Here is a 20,719-nt window from a genome sequence, read left to right on the forward strand (position 1 = left end):
AAGAAAAAAGAATGGTCTGGACCACTATGCAGGAAAAGGCCGCATCCGGTGGGGTCTGCGTGCCCGTCCTCGGGGACGCGGCCGGAAAGGGGGTCCCGCCGCGGTCGGTGGGCGGAGGGGTTTCCCGGCCCCCCGCCGCCCGGACGGCGTGCCGCAGGGCCGCGGAAGGGGGTTCCCCGACCGGGCGGGCCGCCAGTTCCGCGCACATGCCGGCGCCGGCTGTCGCCCGCGGCGGCCGCCGGCGCCACCGGCCGCCGGCTGTGGGAGCCGTCAGAGCGCCTGAGCGCCTGAGCGGCGTGCGGTTCCCGCTGCCCGCCGCTTTCCGAGCCGCCGTCGGGGGCCTCGCGGGGCGGCCGGAGGCGGCCGGCGCGTCAGCCGGTCCCGCGCCTCCGGTGGCTCCCGGGGGTGTGCCCGAAGGTGCGGCGGAAGACGTCGATGAACGCGCTGGCGGACGACCAGCCGCACCGGTGCGCCACGGCGGTCACCGGGGTGCCCTCCGCCAGCAGGACCAGCGCGTGGTGCAGGCGCAGCTGCGTGCGCCACTGCGGGAAGGTCATCCCGAGTTCGTCCCGGAACGACCGGGACAGGGTGCGGTCGCTGGCGCCGACCGCCCTGCCCAGCACGGCCAGCGTCCGGTCGTCGGCGGGGTCGGCGCGCAGCAGGTCGCACAGGGCCCGGAGCCGGGGCGACACGGGGGTGGGGAGGTGGAGGGGCTGCTGGGGCGAGGCGCGCAACTGGTCCAGCAGGACGGCCCGCAGCCGGGAGCGTTCGGGGCTGTCATCGAGCGGTGGACGGGTGTACGCGAGGAGGAGCTCCCGCAGCAGCGGGCCGACGGACAGGACGGTCGGCTCGTCCAGCCCGAGCGGGTTGTCGCCCACGGGCAGGCCGACCAGGTGCAACTCCACCTCGCCGTGCGCCTGGTGGGCGTGCACCGTGCCGGCCGGCACCCAGATGGCCCGCGTGGCGGGAGCGACCCAGGTGCCCGTGCCGGTCGTCACGGTCAGCACCCCGCGCCCGGCGTAGACGATCTGGTGGTCGTCGTGCCGGTGGGCGTCGATCTCCGATCCGGTCGCCATGCCCTGCACGCGGGTGGGAGCGACGGGCTCGTGGCGGATCCGCGTCATCGCCTGGCAGTTTATTGGAAGTACGACACGGCGTGGGCGGCCGACGATGAGGACGTGCCGAGAAACACGTCGATCACCCTGCTGTCGGTCGGGCATGCCTGTGTGGACGTCTACCAGGGTGCCGTGGCCTCCCTCGTCCCGTTCTTCGTCGCCGAACGCGCCTACGGCTACGCCGCGGCGTCCGGCCTCGTCCTCGCCGCGTCCGCGCTGTCCTCGGTGGCGCAGCCGGTGTTCGGCGCGCTCACCGACCGGTGGGCGATGCCCTGGCTGCTGCCGGTGGCCACGCTCCTGAGCGGAGTGGGCATGGCCCTGTGCGGGGTGAGCGATTCGTACGCCGTGACGCTGGCGTGCGTGGCGCTGTCGGGACTGGGCGTGGCCGCGTACCACCCGGAGTCCGCCCGTGTCGCCCGCCTGGCCGGCGGCGGCCACCGCGCGATGGCCTGGTTCTCGCTCGGCGGCAACGTGGGCTTCGCGCTGGCCCCCCTCCTGGTCTCCGCCGTCGTCGCCGCCGGCGGCCTGCGCCTCTCCCCGCTGCTCGTGGTGCCGGCCCTCGTCGGCAGCGCGCTGTGCCTGCCCGTCCTGCGCGCCGTGCGCAGGACCGCCGGCGCCCGGGGCCGTACGGCGGGTGGGACCGGACGCGACGAGCCGGCCGCCTTCGTGCGGCTGTCGCTGGCGGTGGTCTGCCGGTCCGTCGTCTTCGTCGGCCTGAGCGCCTTCGTCTCGCTCCACGTCCAGCAGCGCACGGGGGGCGGGACCGCGGCGGGCACGGCGGCGCTCTTCGTCCTCTACCTCGGCGGCGCGGTGGGGTCCGTGCTGGGCGGCCGCCTGGCCGACCGCTGGGACCGGGTGACGGTCTGCCGCTGGTCGTACCTGGCGACGGCCGTCGCGGTCGCCGGGATCGTGATCGCCGGCGGCCCCGTGCTCTACCTGTTCGTGGCGCTGGCGTCCGCCGGGCTGTACGTGCCGTTCTCCCTCCAGGTGACCCTCGCCCAGGACTACCTGCCCTCGCGGGTCGGCACCGCCGCCGGTGTCACCCTCGGCCTCACCGTGAGCGTCGGCGGCCTGGCCGCCCCCCTCGTCGGGAGCCTCGCCGACGCGACCTCCCTGCGCACGGCGCTGGCCCCGCTGGTCCTGATGCCGGTCCTGAGCTGGCTGCTGCTGCGCACCCTGCCCGAACCGGCCGTGCCGCGGCCCCCGGAGGCGGTACGGGGGACCGGGGGCGCCGAGGACCCGCGGCCCCCGGCCGGCCGTGGCTGAAGGGGCCGTTCACCCGACGGCGTCGCCGGGCGCCACCCGGTGCGCCTCCAGCTCCGGGGCGGCCAGCAGTTCGGCGACCAGCGCCTCCGACCCGCCGACGTAGGTGCTCACCAGGTCCACGTCACCCCCCAGGCACCAGGCGCGGTCCTCCGGCCACCACAGGTCGGGGAGCTCGGCGAACTCGTCCAGGGACACCGGGGAGACGGCCTCGGCCAGGGTCCCGGCGAGCAGCACCTCCTCCCGGCCGGGCGTCCGGAAGGCCGGCACCGCCTCGAAGTCCCACCGTCCGTAGCCGTTCCACAGGCCGTACCAGCAGCGGTCGGGCGTCCGGGTGTGCCGGGCGAGGACGGGGATCAGGGCCCGGGCCACGTCGGGCGGAGTCGGCCCTTCCGCCGGGTGCTCGTCCCAGACGCCGGGCAGGCCGGGATCGGAGTCGTTCCGGTGGTCGCGGTCCGCCCCGATCAGCTGGTGCCAGTACGCGCCCGGTGCCACCCGGCGCCCGTACGCCGCCGCCACCGCCGCCCACCGCACCGGCCGGTCGCCCAGGGAGGCGGGATGCAGCACGCGGGCGTACGCGTCGAACCCGGCCGCGGCGACGCCCGCCACCGTCCCGAACTCGCCCACCCCCGGGCCGCCGGCGGCGAGCCAGCGGGCCGGACCGAGGTCGCCGGTCCGCACGCGCAGGCGTCCGTAGAGTTCGGGGGCGGGTTCGCGGTGCACCGGGGGGAAGTCGTCCACCCGCCCAGTGTGCCCGGCCGGCGGGCCGCGGCGGGAGGGACCCCCGCACACCGGCCCCCCGTCGCCCCCCGGCGGGGCGTCAGACCGAGCGGTGGTACTGGTCCGGCACGTGCACGTCGCCACCGAGCTCGCGCGCCGCGTGCCGCGCCCACGACGGGTCGCGCAGCAGCTCCCGGCCGAGCAGCACCGCGTCCGCCTCGCCGTTGGCGACGATCTTCTCCGCCTGCCCGGCCTCGGTGATCAGCCCGACCGCGGCGACCGGCAGCCCCGTCTCCGCCCTCACGCGCGCCGCGAACGGCACCTGGTAGCCGGGGCCGACCGGGATGCGCACGCGCGGCGCGTTCCCGCCGGTCGACACGTCGAGCAGGTCCACGCCGTGCTCCTTGAGCAGGGCGGCGAACCGCACCGTGTCGTCGGCCGTCCAGCCCGCCCGCTCCTCCAGCCAGTCGGTGGCCGAGATGCGGAAGAACACCGGCAGCTCCTCGGGCCACACCTCCCGCACCGCGTCGACGACCTCCAGGGCGAAGCGCACACGGTTCTCGAAGGAGCCGCCGTACGCGTCGGTGCGGTGGTTGCTGTGCGGGGAGAGGAACTCGCCGATCAGGTAGCCGTGCGCGCCGTGGATCTCGACGACCTCGAAGCCCGCGTCGAGGGCGCGCCGCGCCGCCGCCGCGAACTGCCCGACGATCGACCGGATCCCCTCCGGGGACAGCTCCTCGGGCACCGGGTGGCCCTCGTCGAAGGGCACCGGGCTCGGGGCGACCGGCTGCCACCCGTGCTCGTCCGCGCCGACCGGGGCGCCGCCCTTCCAGGGGCGGTCGGTGGACGCCTTGCGGCCCGCGTGGGCGATCTGGATGCCCGGGACCGTCCCCTGGCCCTTGAGGAATCCGGTGATCCGGCGCAGCGCCTCGACCTGGGTGTCGTTCCATATGCCGAGGTCGTACGGGCTGATCCGGCCCTCGGGGGACACCGCGGTCGCCTCCAGCAGGATCAGGCCGGTGCCGCCGGTGGCGCGGGCCGCGTAGTGGGCGAAGTGCCAGTCGTTCGCCACGCCCGCGTCCGGTCCGGTCGGCTCGGCGCTGTACTGGCACATCGGCGCCATCCAGACGCGGTTGGGGACGGTCAGCGACCGCAGGGTGCGGGGTTCGAACAGTGCGCTCACGACGGACTCCATTCGGGGCGGGGCCGGTGTACGACTCGTACGATAGACCTCGTAGTACGTCACCTGTCAAACTACGAGAGTCCTCGTACAATGAGGGCACCCGACGAGCCTGGAGCCCCCGTGACCCCCGTGCCCCGCGCGTCCGCCGCGACCAGCCCGCGCGAGCTCGCGCACCCCTCGTGTGACGAGATCCGCCTCGAAGGCGTGCTCCACGCGCTCTCCGACCCGATGCGGCTGCGCGTGGTGCGCGAACTGGCGGTGGCGGACGCGGAGGTCGCCTGCTCGTACATCGAGCTGCCCGTCACGAAGTCGACCACCACCCACCACTTCCGCGTGCTGCGCGAGGCCGGTGTCATCCGCCAGACCTACCGCGGCACGGCCAAGCTGAACGGCCTGCGCCGCGACGACCTGGACGCGCTCTTCCCGGGCCTCCTGGACGCCGTCCTCGCCGCCGCCGAGGTGCAGTCCGCCCGCCTCGCCGGCTCCTAGCCGGACGGGGGGCGCGGGCGGGCGGCCCTCACGCGCGCCGACCGCGAACCGCCGGGCCGGCGCCGACAGCGGCACGGCGGCGATCCAGCCGCGGATCGCGGCGATCGGGGAGAGCGCCGCGATGCCGACGGGGACCAGGGACACGAGGGCCCGCGCCGCGCGGCGGCGACCCGCCCGCACCGGCCGGTCCGGCCGGGGGCCGGTGCCCCGCGGGGACCTACAGTGGGGCCATGCCGAAGGAACAGCACCCCGTCGCCGTCGACGGCGGCGTCGGGATCCCCGTGCCCCGCGACGGCGAGGTGTGGGCGGTGGGGGCGGTGATCCTCGACGGGCACGGCCGTGCCTTCGCTCAGAGGCGCGGCCCGGACCGGAGGCTGTTCCCCGACTGCTGGGACGTCGTCGGCGGGCACGTGGAGCCGGGCGAGTCCCTGATGGAAGCCCTGGTCCGGGAAGTGGCGGAGGAGACCGGCTGGCGGGCCCGCCGGGTGCGGCGCCTGCTCGGCGCCACCACCTGGACCGGCGACGACGGGGTGACGCGGCACGAGGCCGACTACCTCGTCGAGGTCGACGGAGACCTGCGCCACCCCGCCCTGGAGTGGTCCAAGCACACCTCCTACGCCTGGTTCGGCCCCGAGGACCTGCCCCGCCTCAAGGAGAACCGCGGTCCGGGCGAACACCTGGTCCACGACCTGATCGCCCGGGCGCTGCAGGACCACCCGCCGGGCGCCTGACGCCCCGACACGGCCGCGCGGTCCGCCCGGCGGGTCCGGTGGGGGAGCGCCGTGGTGGGGCCGGGCCGGGGCGTCGCCTGATGGCGTCCGCGCCGGTACCGGAAGCCGGGGGCGACCCCGGAGGGGAGCCGCCCCCGGACCTCCGCCGTCTCCGGCGGCCGGTGCTCAGGCGGGGTCGCCGCCTCGGTTGAGCCAGGCACGCACCACCCCCGCGGCGTCGAGGGTCAGGTAGTCGTCCCGTCCGTCGCCGTCCATGTCGGCGAAGACGACCTCACCGCCCCCGGTACCCGCGGCGATCCGGCCGCGGGCGACCCAGCCGGCCGAGTCGCCGGAGTCACCGCCGCGGTTCAGCCACGCACGCACCGCGCCGGTCGAGCGATCGACCACCAGGTAGTCGGACAGACGGCCGCAGTCGGCCTGGCCGAACACGATCGAGTCGGCGGCCGAGAGCGGAACGCCCGCGGCGATCTGACCCCGGGCGACCCAGCCGGCCGAGTCGCCGGAGTCACCGCCGCGGTTCAGCCACGCGCGCACCGCGCCGGTCGACGCGTTGGTCACCAGGTAGTCGTCGCGGTGGTCGCCGTCGATGTCGGCGAAGGAGACGGAGTCGGCCGCCCCCAGGGGAACGCCCGCGGCGATCTGACCCCGGGCGACCCAGCCGGCCGAGTCGCCGGAGTCACCGCCGCGGTTCAGCCACGCGCGCACCGCGCCGGAGGCGCGGTCGACGGCCAGGTAGTCGTCACGCCTGTCGCCGTCGACGTCGGCGAACGCGATGTGCTCGGTCGCCGCCAGCGGGACGCCCGCGGCGATCCGTCCGCGTGCGACCCAGCCGCCGGGCGCGTCATTGCACGCGGGGCCGGGGCCGGCACCCTTGACCATCCCGGAGAGGATCGACTGGTCGATGGCGTGGTGGAAGACGTCCGCCATCTTCCGGTAGCCGCCGTCGTTCGGGTGCAGCCTGTCGACGAGGTCCGTGGCGGTGACCGGGCCCATACTGACGGCCCGTACCTTCTTGCCGGCTTTGGAGCGCTGCTCGGCCAGGTCTTCGACTTCCCGGTTGAACGCGTCGATCCGCTTCTGCACCACTGCGTCGCGGGAGGGGACCAGGGTGGCGACGAGGACGGTCACCTCCGGGGAGTCCGCGAGGATCTGGTCGATCATCGCGCCCAACCTGGCGGGTGCGCCAGCCGGGTCCACGTTGCGGTCCATGTCGTTGGTACCCGCGTGGATCGTCACCACGTTGGGCCGGTGAAGTCCGACCGCAGTACGCGAACGGGCGGCTATCTGCGAGATCAGGTCACCGGACACCCCTTCATGGTCGACGTCGGGAAGCCGGCCTGACTGCCGACTGCCGACGAAGTCCACGACGTGCTGATCGGCGGACAGGCCGTTCCACAGATCGGCCCGGTAACTGGATCCCGTCGAACTGCCCGCCCCCGCGGTGATCGAGTCCCCCAGCGGCATCACCCTGAGGGCGGTCGGCGCGCCCTTGATCCCCCTCCTGGCCATTACCGCGAGCAACTTCTCGTACAACTGTCCGCCGACCCTCACGAGGGTCCCGGCGGCGTAGCCGATCGCCTCGCCGAACTCCGTCGCGACGGTGGAGGCCAGCTCCCTGACCGACTTCCCGAGACTCACCATCAAGGGGTTGGAGTTGAGTTCGGCCCACGGCATGAACTTCCCCAGCAGGGCGCCGGCGAGGGCCCCGCAGATGCCCATGGCGAACGCTTCCGCCCAGACCTCGCTGTCGACCGCCCTGTCGTCGAACCAGGCGTTCATCAGCTCGCCGACCATGCCGGTGACGAAGCCACCGACCGCCGTACACACCGGTGAGGCCAGAGGGGCGCCCACGGTGAAGAAGGCGAGGCACACCACGGTCGACAGGACCCCCGCCGCGAAGCTCACCCCGAAGGCGATGACCTTCTGCCACCAGTTCGCCTGAGGGACGACCTCCTCGGCGGGAACCACGATGACCAGGCCGCCGTCCACGGCCCGGACGGTCCCGTCGAACCGGATGCCGTCGCCGACGAGCGGGTGCACCCCGAGTCTGTAGGTGTCCACGCGGGAGGTGAAGATGTCGCTCAGGCTCTGCCCGGCGGCTTGCGCCTGCTGTACTTTCCGGACCTCGGCCTCGAGTTCCGCCTGCCGGAACTCGTCGTCGACCTCCAAGGTCATCAGGAAGTCGTCGGGGGCGGCTGCTGCCCGGGCGAAGCGTTCCGGTGCGTCGGCCGCGCACCCCATGCCGAATGACGTCCTCACCCTGGCTCCCGGTGCCTGTACGGCGCGCTGAGCCTTGTCCTTCTCCCAGCCGGAGGGGTGGCAGGCCGTCATAGACCGCGCGTTCGCGGACCGGACGTGAGTCGGTGGCGTGAGCCCGGTCACGGCCAGGGCGAGCGTCAGGACGAAGGTGACGAGACGGAATTCCTTCCCGCCCGGTCTCCGGCGTGGTCGCCCGCGCGGGCGGCTGTGGGTGAACAAGGAGTCTTCCTTTCCCCGCCGTCGGCCGGCCGGCGGCGGAGAGGTCGTCTCTGCGGCCGCGCGCATCCGCCTGTGGCGTTGCGGTAGGTGTCTTACAAGCGTCACGTGCCGTGCTGTCGTGCCGTTGGCGGTCCGCGGCCTGCGGCCCGCGCCCGTCGAATCGCCCCCGCCTGTGAAGGGTTGGGGTTTTCCGCCCTCTCGGGCAAGGCCCCGTTCCGCGGCCGTGCCCGAGAGGGCGGGATGAACCGTGCCCGAGGGGGAGCCAACGGCCTCGCGAGCCGCCGTGGTTCGTCCGGGCGGTCTCCTTCGTGTACCCGGCCGGGCGTCCGCCTCGCCGGACAGGGCGCGGCCCTACCAGTCGAGTGCGTCCGCGCTGGTGCTCTGCCAGTGGGTGACGGCGAGGGTGTTGTCCACGTACACGCTCTTGCCCAGGGGCACGTGGACGGCGGGTCCGGTGGCGCCGGATTCGCCGTCGCGTCCCTGGAAGCTGACGTGCAGGTCCTTGGTGGAGTAGCCGTCCGTGCCGCTGCCGTCGGCCGACGAGGTGAGGACTCCGGCGTAGGCGGACCGGCCCGGTTCGATGGTGACCACGGTCTGGGGCTTGCTGTCCTCGACGACACGCGATACGGCCTGGGCCTGGCCGAACTGCAGGTACGGGTGGAGGCAGGCGTTGCAGGGCCTGCTGCCGGTGTTGGTCATGGTCAGGAGCATGTGGTTGAGGGGCCGCGGGACGGCCTTCACCGTGAGCTTGGTGTTCGCGCTGGTGCACGGGTGCGGGACGGGCCCGTCGCCCTGGTCTCCGGTGGCCGGCCCGCGCGCCGCGGGCCCGGTGGTGTGGGTGGTTCGGGCGGCGGGGACCTGGCCGGACTGCGGGTCGCCGGACTGCGCGGACCCCTTCCCGTTCCCGGCCGTGCGGTCGCCGACGGCGGCGGCGGGCGTGGAGGGGCCGACCGGTGCGGGGGTGGCTACGGGGCCCGTGTCGCGGGCCTCGTCACCGCCGCCGTCCTGGCAGGCGGAGAGGGCGCAGGCCGCGAGGAGGGCAAGGGCGCCCAGGGCGGTGGCACGGGACGGGCGGGGACGACGGGACATGGGGTTTCCTCCTGGCGTGGTGGGAATTTCGTGGTCCGGGGCCGCCGGTCGGCTTTCCGGGCGGTGAACAGGCGGTGTGCGGCGGCGCGTTCGCGGGGCACCGGGCCGGTGGGCGGCGGGCCCGCCCGGTGCGGGGCCCGGACGCGTTCCTCGCCGCGCCCCTCCGCGCGAAGCCGGCCCGGTCCCTGCGGGGGAGGGACGCCCGGATGGGGCCGGGCGCGGGGTCCCGGCGGGGCCGTGCGACGGGCCCGGCCCCCGCTCATCCGACGGCGGCGAGGACCTCCATCACCTCACGGTGCACGCTCGGCGCCGCGGCGACGAAACTGGACGAGTCCAGGCGCCAGGGAGCGCCGGCCGCGTCGGTGACCACCGCGCCCGCCTCCCGGGCTATCAGCGAACCGGGCAGAAGGTTGTTGACGTCCCGCCCGTACTCCCAGAACACGTCGACGTGCCCCGAGCCGACCTGCGCGACCTGCAACGAGGTCGGCCCCAGGTTGCGTACGACCAGGGCACGGCGCAGCATCCCGGTCAGCGATGCCCCGGCACGCTCCGGTTCGAGGTTGTGGGGCGGCTGGCTGGTGCAGGCGAGCGCCGCGGCCAGCGTCTTGGACGACGTGGTGACCGGACGCCCGTTCAGCCGGGCCCCCGCCCCCTCGGCCGCCGTGTACAGGATGTCCAGCTGCGGGGCGTACAACACGGCGAGCACGGGCCTCGCGTCGGCCACCAGGGTGATCGACACACCCCAGTGGGGCAGGCCCCGCAGGAACTGCACGGCGCCGTCGACCGCGTCGCACACCCACGTCTCCCCCCGGGCGCCGACCATGGTGCCGACCTCGTCCGGTGCCCACACCGCCCGGGGCCGTACGGCGCCCAGACGCTCACGCAGCAGGGCCACCGCGGGGCGGTCCACCTCGTCGAAGGCCTCGATCACCGAGGCCACGTCCGGGCCCGTCGCCGGGATGCCGCTCCGGCGCTCGCGCAGGCCCTCCCCCACTTCACGTGCGACATCCGTGACCTGCGGCAGCAGCCGCCGGAACTCGTTCATGCCATCCCTCCCTGGTCACGCCCGCCGTAGCGCCGGGCACGGCACAACAAGTACCTTCTCGGACGGGGAACCCCCTTTCCGGCGGCCCGCGTTGACGAATAATGGACAAGGTGACCAGCTCAGTGGCGAATACCGGCATCACGCTCGATCTCATGGACCGGCGGATCGTCAGCGCCCTGCAGATCGACGGCCGAGCCGAGATCACCCGGATCGCCACCGTGCTGGGCACTTCCCCCCGCACGGTCTCCCGCCGTCTGAAGCGCCTGTTCGACGCCCGCGCCCTCACCGTGGTGCGCATGGACCGGACCGAGGAGACCGTCGGAGCGACGGTGCTGCGCATCAAGGTGCTGCGCGGCAAAGTGGACACCATCGCCCTCGCCATGGCTCGGCGCACCGACGTCCTGTCCGTCGACATCGTGATGGGAGGGGAGGAGATCACCGCGGTCGTCGCAGCGGACTCCGGCGCCGACCGGGACCGCCTGCTCTACCGCCAACTGCCGGCCACCAGTGCCATCACCTCCACCACCTCCCACGCGGTCCTGCACCTGTTCGCCGACGCCGCGCACTGGCGCAGCAACCTCCTCAGCCCCGCCCAGACCGCGGCCCTCACCCCAACGCCCGGCCCGGTCCGGCCCGTGCTCCCCGACCGCGCGGACCGGCACCTGCTCAGCCTGCTGGAAGACGACGCGCGCCTGCCCCACACGACGCTCGCCGACCGCAGCGGCCTCTCGCCCTCCACCGTCCGGCGGCGCCTCGACCGGTTGACCGAAGCGGGCCTGCTCCGCACGCACGTCACCATCGACCCCGGCCTGCTCGGCCTGCACGTCGATGCCGGCCTCTGGCTCGAAGTCCCTCCCGCACACCTGCACACGGCGGGCCAGGCCCTGGCCGCGCACCCCTACACCCATGCCGTCGCCGCCACCACCGGCCCCGCGAACCTCATCGCGGCCGTCTACTGCCGCGACCTCGGCGACCTGTACACCTTCACCACCGAGGTGCTGGGCTCCCTCTGCATCACGCGCGCCGAGACCAGCATCATCGACAGACGGGTCCGCCCCGTCGGGGCGCCCCCGGTGTGAGCGGCCCCCATGCTCCCGGCCCGGTGGCGCGGTGCCGCCGCGGGCCCGGCGGGGAACGGGCACGGCCACCGCGGACTCGAAGGCGGCCTCGGACGGAACCCGGCGGGGTACTACCGGGGACCCGCCGCCCGGGGCAGGGACAGGACGAACCGCGCGCCCCCGCCCTTCTCCGCGCCGACGGTGATCGTGCCGCCGTGGCGACCGGCCACGTCCCGGGCGATGGCCAGGCCGAGTCCGGCGCCGCCGTCGTCGCGGCTGCGGGCGTCGTCCAGGCGTACGAACCGCTCGAAGATCCGCTCGCGGTCCTCCTCCGGGACGCCCGCCCCGTCGTCGGAGACGACGACCTCGACCCGGTCCGCCGTCCCCCGTACCGACGCGGTGACCGAAGTGGCGCCGTGCCGCTGGGCGTTGTCGAGGAGGTTGGCGAGGACCCTGCGCAGCTGGCCGGGCGACCCGGTCACCTCGCAAGCCTCCCCACGCGCCGTCACGGAGACGGGCAGGCGGTCGCCGTGGCGCTGCGCCACCTCCTCCCGCAGGAGCGCCGCCACGTCCACGCGCCTCGTCGCGGGCCGCTCGCCGGCGTCCAGCCGCGCCAGCAGCAGCAGGTCGGTGGCGAGCTGCTGGAGGCGTTCGGTGTCCTGGACCGCGCCGTCCAGGTCGAGCAGTTCGGGGTGGGCCGCGCCCACCTCCAGCTGGGTGCGCAACGACGCGATGGGGCTGCGCAGTTCGTGCGAGGCGTCCGCGACGAACCGGCGCTGCCGCTCCACGGAGGCCTCGAGCGCCGCGAGCGTCTCGTTCGTCGTACGGGCCAGCCGCGCCACCTCGTCCCGCGAACCGGGCTCGGGCACCCGGTGGGAGAGGTCCTCGGACGCGGTGATGGCGGCCATCTCCCTGCGGATCGCCTCGACGGGGCGCAGCGCCCGGCGCGTGACCAGCCACGTCACCGACCCGACCACGCCGAGCAGCACCGGCAGTCCGACGAGCATCGCGGTGCGCACCGTCCCCACCGCGTCCCGCTCGGTCGCCAGCGGCGCCCCCGCGTGGACGGTGTAGGTCCGCTGCTCGGCGCCGGAGGTGACCTCCACCGCGGCGAACCGGTACTCCGCCCGCCGACCGTCGACGGTGGCGCTGCCGGAGGTGAAACGGGGCGGGTCGTCGGAGACCTCGCCGCGGGCCGGTGTGCCGTCCCCGTCCCGGTCCCCGTCGTCCTCGCCGCCGTCCGGCGGCGAGGACGACGGGACGGGCGCGACGGCCCCGCTCGACGTCCCGGAGATCGCCTCCAGGCCCTCGCTGACCGCGGCCACGCGACCGCCCTCCGCGACGACCTGCACCGGACGCTCGCTGTCGTCGGGGAGTTCCAGCCGGTCCGGGGGCCGGTCGAGGGCGATCTGGGAGGCGACCTCGCGTGCGGCGATCTCGGCCTGCAACCCGGCCTGGCCGATCAGGTTCGAGCGGAGCACCTGGAGCAGCACCGCGCCGGCCGCCACCAGCGCGGCGGCGACGACGAGGGTGGCGCCGAGCGCCGCCCGGGCGCGGACCGACCTCACGGCGCCGCCACCAGCCGGTACCCGGCCCCGCGAGCGGTCTGGATGCGGTGCGCGCCGAGCTTGCGGCGCAGGGCGGAGACGTACACCTCGACGATGTTCGGGTCGCCCTCGTACGCGAAGTCCCACACGTGCGCCATGATCTCCGGCTTGCCGACCACCTCGCCCGCGCGGAGGGCCAGCTGTTCCAGCACGGCGAACTCCTTCGCGGCCAGCGCCACCTCGTCGTCGCCGAGGAACACCCGGCGGGCGGCCGTGTCGACGCGCAGGTCCCCGACGCTGAGCGCCGCCGGCGCCGTGCCCCGGCCGCGGCGCCGCAGCAGGGCCCTGATCCGGGCGACGAGCACCACGTAGGAGAAGGGCTTGGTCAGGTAGTCGTCGGCGCCGGTGTCCAGGCCCTCCGCCTCGTCGTACTCGCCGTCCTTGGCGGTGAGCATCAGGATCGGCACGTCGTTCCCGGCGGCGCGCAGGGCCGCGCAGACGCGGTAGCCGTTCATGCCGGGGAGCATGATGTCGAGCACCACGAGGTCGTACGCGGTCTCGGTGGCGCGGTGGAGCCCTTCGCGCCCGTCGTGGACGACGTCCACGGCGTACCCCTCCGCCCTCAGCCCCCCGGCGAGGGACGCCGCGAGCCGCTTCTCGTCCTCCACGATCAACAACCTCATGGGCCCAGGGTGGCAGACCGGACCTGAAGAACCCTTCAGGTGGCTTCAGGCTGCCTTCAGCGTCCGGAGGCCAGAGTGGACACCGTCATCGGCGGACGGCACGAACCGTGTCCGGTACGGAGGAGGAACACCATGAAGCGCAATCTCGTCATCGCCACGCTGGCGGCGGCCACCCTGGTCGGCGGCGGTGCGTACACGGCCGTGGCGGCGGTCTCCGGCGACGCGACCCCGTCGCTGCGGACGGCGGCGGAGGTGGTGGGGGACGGGGACGACGCCGGTGACCGGGACGGCGCCGACGACCGCGACGGCCGTGACGACGACCGGGCGGCCCCGGCGGGCTCGGTCACGGCCGCCCAGGCGATCGCCGCCGCGCTGAAGTCCGCCCCGGGCGTGGTGGCGTCGGCCGAACTGGACGACGACGCCACCCACTGGGAGGTCGAGGTCCTGGGCAAGGACGACCGGACGCGCGAGCTGCGGGTGGACGTCTCGAAGGCGACCGTGACCGCCGGGGACGACCGGGGCGCCGACGACGGCACGGACGACGACGGCCGTACGGGCGGCGACGGTACGGACGAGGACCGGTCGGAGCGCGCCGCGTTGCGCGCGGCCGGGGTGAACGCCGCGCAGGCGACGGCCGAGGCGCTCAGGTCCCACGCCGGTGCCACGGTGACCTCGGTCGACTTCGACGACGACGGCGGGTGGGAGGTGGAACTGCGGCGCGCGGACGGGTCGGAGACCGAGACGACGGTCGACGCCGGGGCGCCGGGGGCGTCCGGGTCGACACGTACCCCCGCGACCACGGACGACGCCGCGAACGGCGACGCGGACGACGCGGACGACGACGCGCACGAAGCGAACGCCGACGCGAACGGCTGACCGGCGCGCGCGGGGCCTTCACTCCCGGGTCCGCGGGGCGGGACGGGCCCGCCCCGCCCGGAGCGGTGCGCGGAGGCTTGGCGGCTCCCCGGCCGGGGCCGGGCCCGCCCCCTGGGTGCCGCTGCTCCCGGGGGAACGGGCCGCCCGCCTCACCGCCCCGGCGGTGAGGCGGGGTGGAGGCCGTCCTCCCTCGGCCGGGACGCGTAGGCCACCGGGAACAGGAGCAGCCCGCAGGCGGCGACCAGGAACCAGCCGGGGCGGGTCGCGTGGGCGAGCGCCGCCGGGCCGCTCCCCGCCACCAGGCCGCCGGCGAGGGCGACGCCGAGCGCGGAGCCGCACTGGCGCGCGGTGGACGTGATCGCTCCGGCCACGCCGGCGCGGGCCGGGGGCAGTCCGCTCACCGCGGTGTTGGTGATCGGGGCGTTGGCGAAACCGAACCCGATGCCGATCAGCAGGTACGCCGGCAGGAGCAGCAGCACGCTCGTGTCCTGGTCGAGCCGTACCAGGCAGAGGCCGCCCGCCGTGAGGAAGCCACCGGCCAGGAGGAGCGGCAGCCGCGGGCCGGTACGCCCCACCAGGCGGCCGGACCAGGGCGCGCAGACGGTCGCTCCGACGGCCATGGGCAGGGTCGCCATCCCGGTGGCCAGCGGTGTCCACCCCCGGGCGTGCTGCAGGTAGAAGGTGTGGAGCAGCAGCGTGACGTTCAGCGCGACGAAGACCGCCACGGCGCCCAGGACCGCGCCGCTGAACGCCGGCCGGCGGAAGAGGCGCAGGTCCACCAGCGGTTCGCGGCGGCGGGACTCGACCCGCACGAACCCGGCCGCCGCCACGACCACGGCCGCGTACGCGACGAGCGCCGGGGGCGACGTCCAGCCGAGGTGCGGGCCCTCGATGAGCACGCCCACCGAGGCCGCGACCACCACGGCCAGGAGGACCTGCCCCGGCAGGTCGAGCCGCGCCGCCCGCCGTGCCCGGGACTCCGGCACGAACACCGCGCTGAGCACGAGGGCCACCGCGATGACCGGCACGTTGATCCAGAACAGCGACCGCCAGCCGAGTCCGGCGACGAGGGCGCCGCCCGCGACGGGGCCGACGGCCATGCTCAGCCCGAAGACCGACGCCCAGACACCGATCGCCTGGGCCCGCTCCTTCGGGTCGGGCATCGCGTTCACCACGATCGCGAGGGCCACGGGGCTGAGCATCGAGGCGCCGACCCCCTGGGCGGCGCGGGCCGCGACGAGCATCCCCACCGAAGGGGCCACCGCGCAGGCCAGCGAGGCCACACCGAACACGACCAGCCCGAACTGGAACACCCGCCGGCGCCCCCACCGGTCCGCGAGCGCCCCGGAGGTGATCAGGAGGGTGGCCAGGACGAGGGTGTAGGCGTCCACGGTCCACTCGAGCTCGCGGGTCCCGGCCCCCAGGCCGCTCCCGATCGCCGGCAGGCCGACGTTGACGATGGTGGTGTCCAAGCCCACCAGGAACATGCTCAGGCAGCAGACGGCCAGCACCGTCCAGCGCCCGCGCGCGCTGAGAGGGGGTGGAGCGGAGTGAGTCGTTGCGGTCACGGCCTACCTCGTACGTCGGGAAGTGGGTGCCCGGCCATGCTCGGACCGGAGGGTGGCTGTCCCTCACGGTTTTTGCGGAGACCGCAAACTGGACGCCATGGACGCGGAGACCGAACGGATACTTGACGGCATCGGGCCACGGCTGCGCGCGTTGCGCGGGGACCGGGGGCTCACCCTGGAGGCGCTCGCGGCGGTGACCGGGATCTCGGTGAGCACGCTGTCCCGTCTGGAGACGGGCAGGCGGCGCCCGACCCTGGACCTGCTCATCCCGCTCGCGCGCGCCCACCGCGTCGCGCTCGACCACCTGGTCGCCGCGCCGGCCACCGGTGACCCCCGGGTGCACCTGCGGCCCTTCCGCAAGGGGCGCAGCGGCGTGGTCGTGCCCCTGACGCAGTACCCGGGCAGGGTGCAGGTGTTCAAGCAGGTGCTGGCGCCCCGCGAGCCGAAGCTGGTGACCCACGACGGCCACGCGTGGCTCTACGTCCTCGCGGGTCGGCTGCGCCTGGTCCTGGGGGAGGACGAACTCACCCTCCGGCCGGGGGAGGCGGCCGAGTTCGACGCCAGGGAACCGCACTGGTTCGGCCCGGCGGACGCGGGCGTGGTGGAGATCCTGCACCTGTTCGGGCCGCGGGGCGACCAGGCCGTCGTCCGCGCGCGCCCGTCCGCGACCGATGCCGGTGCCGATGCTGGTCCCGCTCCCGGGTCTGATCCGGCGGGGTCGTGACGCCCCTGCCGCCGGCCGCCCCCTGACGGACGCGCTCCCGCCCGGGGGCCCCGGGCGAGGGCGCTCCGCCCGCCTCCCCGCTCCCGCGCCGGCCGTGCGCACGGGGCCACGGGTCGGTACCGGGTTTCCCGCGGGCTCCTTGCCGAGCCTATCGAATTTCGATAGATTCCCATCGTTGTTCGATCGAAGGGGAGAAGATGGGAAACCTGCCAGTGCTGGCGCTGCGTGCCGTGCTCGTGGCGCTGCTCGCCGGGTCGGTGTTCGTCCAGGCGGTGATGGTGCCGCTGCTGGCCGTCGACCTGGAGGAGGCCGGCGGGGACCTGGGGCACCTGCGGGTCCCGTTCGTGGTGATCACGCTCCTGGGGATCGTGGCGGCCCAGGTCGTCCTGGTCTGCGTGTGGCGGCTGGTGACGATGGTGCGGCGCGGGACCGTGTTCTCCCACGCGGCCTTCCGGTACGTGCACATCGTGATCGGCGCGATGGTGGCGGCCGCCCTCCTGGTGTTCACGCTGGGGGTCGTCCTGGCGCCGGGCGAGGCCGTCGCCCCGGGCGTGGTCCTGCTCGTCGGCGGGGTGGGCGTGGCCGTCCTGGGGGTCGCGCTCGTCGTGCTGGTGCTGCGGATGCTGCTCGCCCAGGCCGTCGCGCGCGACGCCGAGGCGGCGCGGATGCAGGCCGAGCTGGACGAGGTGATCTGATGCCGATCGCCGTCGACATCGACGTGATGCTGGCCAGGCGGAAGATGTCCGTGGGGGAACTCGCGGAGCGCGTCGGCATCACGCCCGCCAACCTGGCGGTGCTCAAGAACGGCCGGGCCAAGGCGGTGCGCTTCGCGACGCTCGCCGCGCTCTGCGAGGCGCTCGACTGCCAGCCGGGGGACCTGCTGCGCTGGGAGGCCGAGGACGCCGTCGAGGGCTGACGCCGGCCGTCCGCCGGCCGTCCGCGGGGCACCGGCCGGCACGCCCGCGCCGACGGTCCGGACCCCACCCGCGCGGCCCGTGCGAGACGGCCCGCGCGGACGGCCGGGGCCCGCTTCCCGGCGGTGACCGCACACAGCGGCGGCCGCGCACCGGGGTGACCGCGCCCGGCCGTGGCCGCGCACGGGGGGCGCCGGCCGGCCCCCGTGCGGGAACCGGCCGGCGCCATGGGTCACGGGCGCGGTGTCCTCGCGCCCGTCCGCCTGTCAGTGGACGTGGTAGCGCCCCTGGGCGTGGACCTTCACCAGGGTGGTCTTCCCGGCGATGAGCTGCACGTGGTGCACCCGTCCCGTCCCGTTGCGCCACACCGTGGCGGTGTTCGCGCCCGGGTTCAGCCAGCCGGTGCACCCGAAGTCGATGCCGCCACCGAACGGCTCGACGCAGAAGCGCACCTGCTTGCCGCCGGAGGAGACCAGGTCCACGTCGACCCGCTGTCCCGGGTTGACGGTGAGCTTGCCCGAGCAGCCGGTGTAGACCGTGTTCCCGCTGATGAGGCAGTCGAGCGGGTAGGACGCCGCCTGGGCCGGGGCGGCGGAGGCGAAGCCGCCCGCCACCACCAGGGCGGTGAGCGCCGACAGCAGCCCCTTGCGCAGCCGTACCGCCGGCCGGGCGCGGTCACCCGCGGCGGGGGCGCGGTGTGCGGAGCCGGATGACGTCGTGTTCGTGTTCATTCCTCTTCCTCCAGGTTCTCCGGGTCGGCCCACTGGCGTCCGTACGCGGTCGCAGTGGGTACGGCGGGTACGTGCGTGCCCCGGGGCGGGGCCGCCGTGTCGCCGCGTGTGCTGACGTCCGTGCCGGCGCCGGAGGTGATCGGGCTCCGACGGCCGCGCGGGGCCTCCCCTCGTACGGGGAGGCCGGTGGACGGACGAACCGCCGTGAGGGCGCCGGGCCCGTCGGGACCGGCCGCCGCAGCGGTGATCACCATGTGAGCAGGCCGCCGGAGCACCGGCAAGCGAGTCCCGCACGCTTCCCGCAGGTCGGGATCCCGGAGCCGCTGACCTGCGGGGACGCTTCCGTCCCGGGACGGAAGCACACCGGGGGACAGCCGGTGGCGGCCCCGTGCCGCGGCGCTGCCGCCGCGAGGCGTCACCGTCGGCGGACCCGGTGGGGAACGGCGGGAGGGACCCCGGAGGAACGACGGACCGGGCGGGCCCCCGCACGGGGACCCGCCCGGCAGGAGGCGGCCGGACCTACCGCTGCCACCAGGCGGCGGAGGCGTCGCGCAGGGTGTTGGTGCCGCAGTGCACCTCACCCATGCCGAGGTGGTACGTCGCCCAGTCGTCGATGTACGAGACCTTCAGTCCGGCGCGGACGTACGCGGCGGTGACGGCGGCGGTGAAGACGTCCTCGCCCCCGATGACCGGCCCCCACTGCTTCGGGGCCAGGTAGCGGTCCTGGCCCAGCAGCACGCCGTTGACCGCGCCGGGCACGTACGCGCTCGTCATCACGGCCTGCCCCGGTCCCGTCGCGCGCCCGCCCTCGCGCGCGAGCCGCTTCTGCTGCCCGTACTCGCTGACCGACTCCGGCACGTTCCCCGCGCCCAGGCGCGTCAGCCGCGGCACGCGGTCACCGCGCTCGCCGTGCTCCGTGCCGCGGGTGTACAGCGCGGGGACGCGGACGACCTCGGCGTCCGTCACCCCCGTCTCGCGCTTGAGGACCTCCAGGTTGGCCCTGATGCGCTGCGCGGCCATCGTGTTGTCGGCCACCAGCCACTTAGAGGCGAGCGCCTGGTCGATGGTCTCCCGGGGCGCGGGCAGGTCCTTGGCGCCGGGCACGGAGAACATCCGCGTCCCGCCGTGCCCCGCCTTCTGCGCGTCCCGCAGCAGCCGCAGCCCCGCCTCCGGGTCGGCGACGCCGATCCTCCAGCCGCGCGGCGTGCCCGGCGCGGGCAGGAACTGCACGAACTCGTCGACGTGCCCCACGTGCAGCCAGGACGTGTCCAGGAGCAGCGGGTCCTGGAAGCCCTGGGCCTGCAGCAGCGTGCGCATCGCGCGCGCGGGCTTGGACCCGTCGTCCTTGCGCTCGCCCATGATGATGCGCCCGGCGGGGAAGGAACGCCCGGCGTGGGTGTACGGGGGGATGGTCTCCAGGTTGCCCATCGAGTTGAGGGTCCACTCCTCCGACTCGCGGACCCCCGAGACCTGGACCACGCCGATGCCCTTGCCGCGCAGCCTCTCGAACAGCTCCCGGCCGGACTCCCGGTCCGGCTGCGCCGAGCGCAGCATCACGCGGATCACCTGGCGGTGGCCGCCGGGGCCGGTCATGCTCACGTACCCGGGCTCGACGAAGTCCTGCGCCCAGATGTCCTGGTACCGGTCGAAGGTGAACAGCGGGGCGGTCACGCCGGCGGCCCTGGCCTCCGCCTCCAGCCCCCGTACGAACGCCTGCTGCCGGCGGGCGAAGTCGTCCGTGCCCGCGACCTTGGTGACGAGCATCTGCCGGGCGGACTGGAGGTGGTGGTGCGTGAGCAGCGGGGCCGCGCGGAGCGTGACGTCGTCCGAGGTGGTCCGGCCACCGGAGGTGACGGTGAGGCGCAGGACGGACCGGCCGCCCCAGAGGGCCGGGTCGCGTACGACGTCGGTGACCTCCACGCCGAACTCCGCACCGGCCCTGAGCTCCGCCGCCGTCAGGCGGGTGGTGGCGTTGACCCACGCCCATCCGCCGGCGCGCCTGACGAACACCCGGGTGTTCTTGGCGCCGCCGACGACCCGCAGCGTGCCGACGGCCGAGGAGGGCAGGCCCTTCATCGGCACGGAACGCACGCGGGCCAGGTCGGCGGCGTCGGGAGTGCCGTTCACCTGGGTGTCGGAGGCGTCGTTGCAGGCGGCGAGCCGCGCGTCCGGCAGCGGCCTGCCTCTCGGGTCCGTCGTCGGGCACCGCTTCGTGTCGTCGTCGACGTTGGGCAGGACGACCGCGCCGCGGGCCGGGGTCCAGGTGTCCTCTCCCGCGTCGTCCGTCGCCCCGGCGACGTCCACCCGTCCGTCCCGGTCCACGTCCGCCCGCAGGTCCGCCCGGGGCGGTGGTTCGGCGGCGAGAGCCGGTGTGGTCGGCGCGAGGATGGCCGAGATGACGGACAGGGCGAGTGTCGCGCGCCGTATGTGGCTCGTCGTGCGCACCGTGTGTCCCTTCGTGAGAGCCGGTGTTCCGAGCCGGTAGAGGGCTTCTGGGGCGCATGC

The 20,719-nt window shown here is 75.0% G+C and carries 19 protein-coding genes; 8 read left to right on the forward strand and 11 right to left on the reverse strand.

From position 1 onward, the window contains the following. Window positions 1-371: 371 nt before the first annotated feature. Entirely contained in the window at window positions 372-1,124 is a 753-nt protein-coding gene (locus IE106_RS05915; RefSeq protein ID WP_189530525.1) for a helix-turn-helix transcriptional regulator, read from the reverse strand. 54 nt (window positions 1,125-1,178) lie between these two features. Between IE106_RS05915 and IE106_RS05920 the strand changes: the two genes are divergently transcribed. After that, the gene (locus IE106_RS05920) at window positions 1,179-2,381 is read left to right on the forward strand and encodes an MFS transporter (RefSeq protein WP_189530527.1); all 1,203 of its coding nucleotides are present in this window, start codon (window positions 1,179-1,181) and stop codon (window positions 2,379-2,381) included. 9 nt (window positions 2,382-2,390) lie between these two features. Here the strand turns inward: IE106_RS05920 and IE106_RS05925 are convergent, their stop codons facing one another. Both IE106_RS05925 and IE106_RS05930 read right to left on the reverse strand, forming a co-directional pair. Continuing rightward, window positions 2,391-3,119, reverse strand: a complete 729-nt coding sequence (locus tag IE106_RS05925) for a hypothetical protein (RefSeq protein WP_229840078.1) — start codon at window positions 3,117-3,119, stop codon at window positions 2,391-2,393. 79 nt (window positions 3,120-3,198) lie between these two features. Then, window positions 3,199-4,281, reverse strand: coding sequence for an NADH:flavin oxidoreductase/NADH oxidase (locus tag IE106_RS05930; protein WP_189530529.1), 1,083 nt, complete (start codon window positions 4,279-4,281; stop codon window positions 3,199-3,201). Window positions 4,282-4,410: 129 nt separating this feature from the next. Between IE106_RS05930 and IE106_RS05935 the strand changes: the two genes are divergently transcribed. Both IE106_RS05935 and IE106_RS05940 read left to right on the forward strand, forming a co-directional pair. Further along, window positions 4,411-4,770 carry an ArsR/SmtB family transcription factor gene (locus IE106_RS05935; RefSeq protein WP_229840149.1) on the forward strand — a complete coding sequence of 120 codons (360 nt, stop codon included), beginning with the start codon at window positions 4,411-4,413 and terminating at the stop codon, window positions 4,768-4,770. A gap of 230 nt (window positions 4,771-5,000) precedes the next feature. Further along, window positions 5,001-5,501, forward strand: coding sequence for an NUDIX hydrolase (locus IE106_RS05940; protein WP_189530533.1), 501 nt, complete (start codon window positions 5,001-5,003; stop codon window positions 5,499-5,501). Window positions 5,502-5,666: 165 nt separating this feature from the next. On the opposite strand, the gene IE106_RS05945 is transcribed toward IE106_RS05940, so the two are convergent. The 3 genes from IE106_RS05945 to IE106_RS05955 all read right to left on the reverse strand — a co-directional run bounded on the left by IE106_RS05945 (window position 5,667) and on the right by IE106_RS05955 (window position 10,113). Then, a complete protein-coding gene (locus IE106_RS05945; protein WP_189530535.1) occupies window positions 5,667-7,760 on the reverse strand; it encodes a GDSL-type esterase/lipase family protein in 2,094 nt (697 codons plus the stop codon). 570 nt (window positions 7,761-8,330) lie between these two features. Next, window positions 8,331-9,068, reverse strand: a complete 738-nt coding sequence (locus tag IE106_RS05950; protein WP_189530538.1) for a DUF4232 domain-containing protein — start codon at window positions 9,066-9,068, stop codon at window positions 8,331-8,333. 259 nt (window positions 9,069-9,327) lie between these two features. Continuing rightward, window positions 9,328-10,113, reverse strand: a complete 786-nt coding sequence (locus IE106_RS05955) for an inositol monophosphatase family protein (RefSeq protein ID WP_189530540.1) — start codon at window positions 10,111-10,113, stop codon at window positions 9,328-9,330. A 101-nt stretch (window positions 10,114-10,214) separates the two neighbouring features. On the opposite strand from IE106_RS05955, the gene IE106_RS05960 reads away from it, so the two are divergent. Continuing rightward, the gene (locus tag IE106_RS05960) at window positions 10,215-11,192 is read left to right on the forward strand and encodes an Lrp/AsnC family transcriptional regulator (protein WP_189530542.1); all 978 of its coding nucleotides are present in this window, start codon (window positions 10,215-10,217) and stop codon (window positions 11,190-11,192) included. 110 nt (window positions 11,193-11,302) lie between these two features. Here IE106_RS05960 and IE106_RS05965 read toward each other — a convergent pair whose 3' ends face one another. Both IE106_RS05965 and IE106_RS05970 read right to left on the reverse strand, forming a co-directional pair. Next, window positions 11,303-12,739: a sensor histidine kinase gene (locus tag IE106_RS05965; protein WP_189530544.1), complete on the reverse strand. Its 1,437-nt coding sequence runs from the start codon at window positions 12,737-12,739 to the stop codon at window positions 11,303-11,305. After that, on the reverse strand, window positions 12,736-13,401 hold the full coding sequence (locus IE106_RS05970) for a response regulator transcription factor (protein ID WP_189530546.1): 666 nt from the start codon (window positions 13,399-13,401) through the stop codon (window positions 12,736-12,738). Before IE106_RS05970 ends, IE106_RS05965 begins: the two co-directional genes overlap by 4 nt. 132 nt (window positions 13,402-13,533) lie before the next feature. Between IE106_RS05970 and IE106_RS05975 the strand changes: the two genes are divergently transcribed. Further along, a complete protein-coding gene (locus tag IE106_RS05975; RefSeq protein WP_189530548.1) occupies window positions 13,534-14,277 on the forward strand; it encodes a PepSY domain-containing protein in 744 nt (247 codons plus the stop codon). Between the two features lie 149 nt (window positions 14,278-14,426). Here the strand turns inward: IE106_RS05975 and IE106_RS05980 are convergent, their stop codons facing one another. After that, window positions 14,427-15,845 carry an MFS transporter gene (locus tag IE106_RS05980; protein ID WP_229840079.1) on the reverse strand — a complete coding sequence of 473 codons (1,419 nt, stop codon included), beginning with the start codon at window positions 15,843-15,845 and terminating at the stop codon, window positions 14,427-14,429. 97 nt (window positions 15,846-15,942) lie between these two features. On the opposite strand from IE106_RS05980, the gene IE106_RS05985 reads away from it, so the two are divergent. The 3 genes from IE106_RS05985 to IE106_RS05995 all read left to right on the forward strand — a co-directional run bounded on the left by IE106_RS05985 (window position 15,943) and on the right by IE106_RS05995 (window position 17,485). Then, on the forward strand, window positions 15,943-16,569 hold the full coding sequence (locus IE106_RS05985) for a helix-turn-helix domain-containing protein (protein WP_189530550.1): 627 nt from the start codon (window positions 15,943-15,945) through the stop codon (window positions 16,567-16,569). A gap of 197 nt (window positions 16,570-16,766) precedes the next feature. Continuing rightward, a complete protein-coding gene (locus IE106_RS05990; RefSeq protein WP_189530552.1) occupies window positions 16,767-17,264 on the forward strand; it encodes a DUF2975 domain-containing protein in 498 nt (165 codons plus the stop codon). Further along, window positions 17,264-17,485 carry a helix-turn-helix domain-containing protein gene (locus tag IE106_RS05995; protein ID WP_189530554.1) on the forward strand — a complete coding sequence of 74 codons (222 nt, stop codon included), beginning with the start codon at window positions 17,264-17,266 and terminating at the stop codon, window positions 17,483-17,485. The genes IE106_RS05990 and IE106_RS05995 overlap by 1 nt, the downstream gene beginning before the upstream one ends. Window positions 17,486-17,749: 264 nt before the next feature. On the opposite strand, the gene IE106_RS06000 is transcribed toward IE106_RS05995, so the two are convergent. Together IE106_RS06000 and IE106_RS06005 are read right to left on the reverse strand one after the other, a co-directional pair. Further along, a complete protein-coding gene (locus tag IE106_RS06000) occupies window positions 17,750-18,214 on the reverse strand; it encodes a hypothetical protein (protein ID WP_189530556.1) in 465 nt (154 codons plus the stop codon). Window positions 18,215-18,733: 519 nt separating this feature from the next. Next, window positions 18,734-20,659, reverse strand: coding sequence for a protein-arginine deiminase domain-containing protein (locus tag IE106_RS06005; RefSeq protein WP_189530558.1), 1,926 nt, complete (start codon window positions 20,657-20,659; stop codon window positions 18,734-18,736). Window positions 20,660-20,719: the final 60 nt, after the last annotated feature.

Origin of the sequence: Streptomyces roseolilacinus, assembly GCF_014649335.1 — a bacterium.
Taxonomy (GTDB): domain Bacteria; phylum Actinomycetota; class Actinomycetes; order Streptomycetales; family Streptomycetaceae; genus Streptomyces; species Streptomyces roseolilacinus.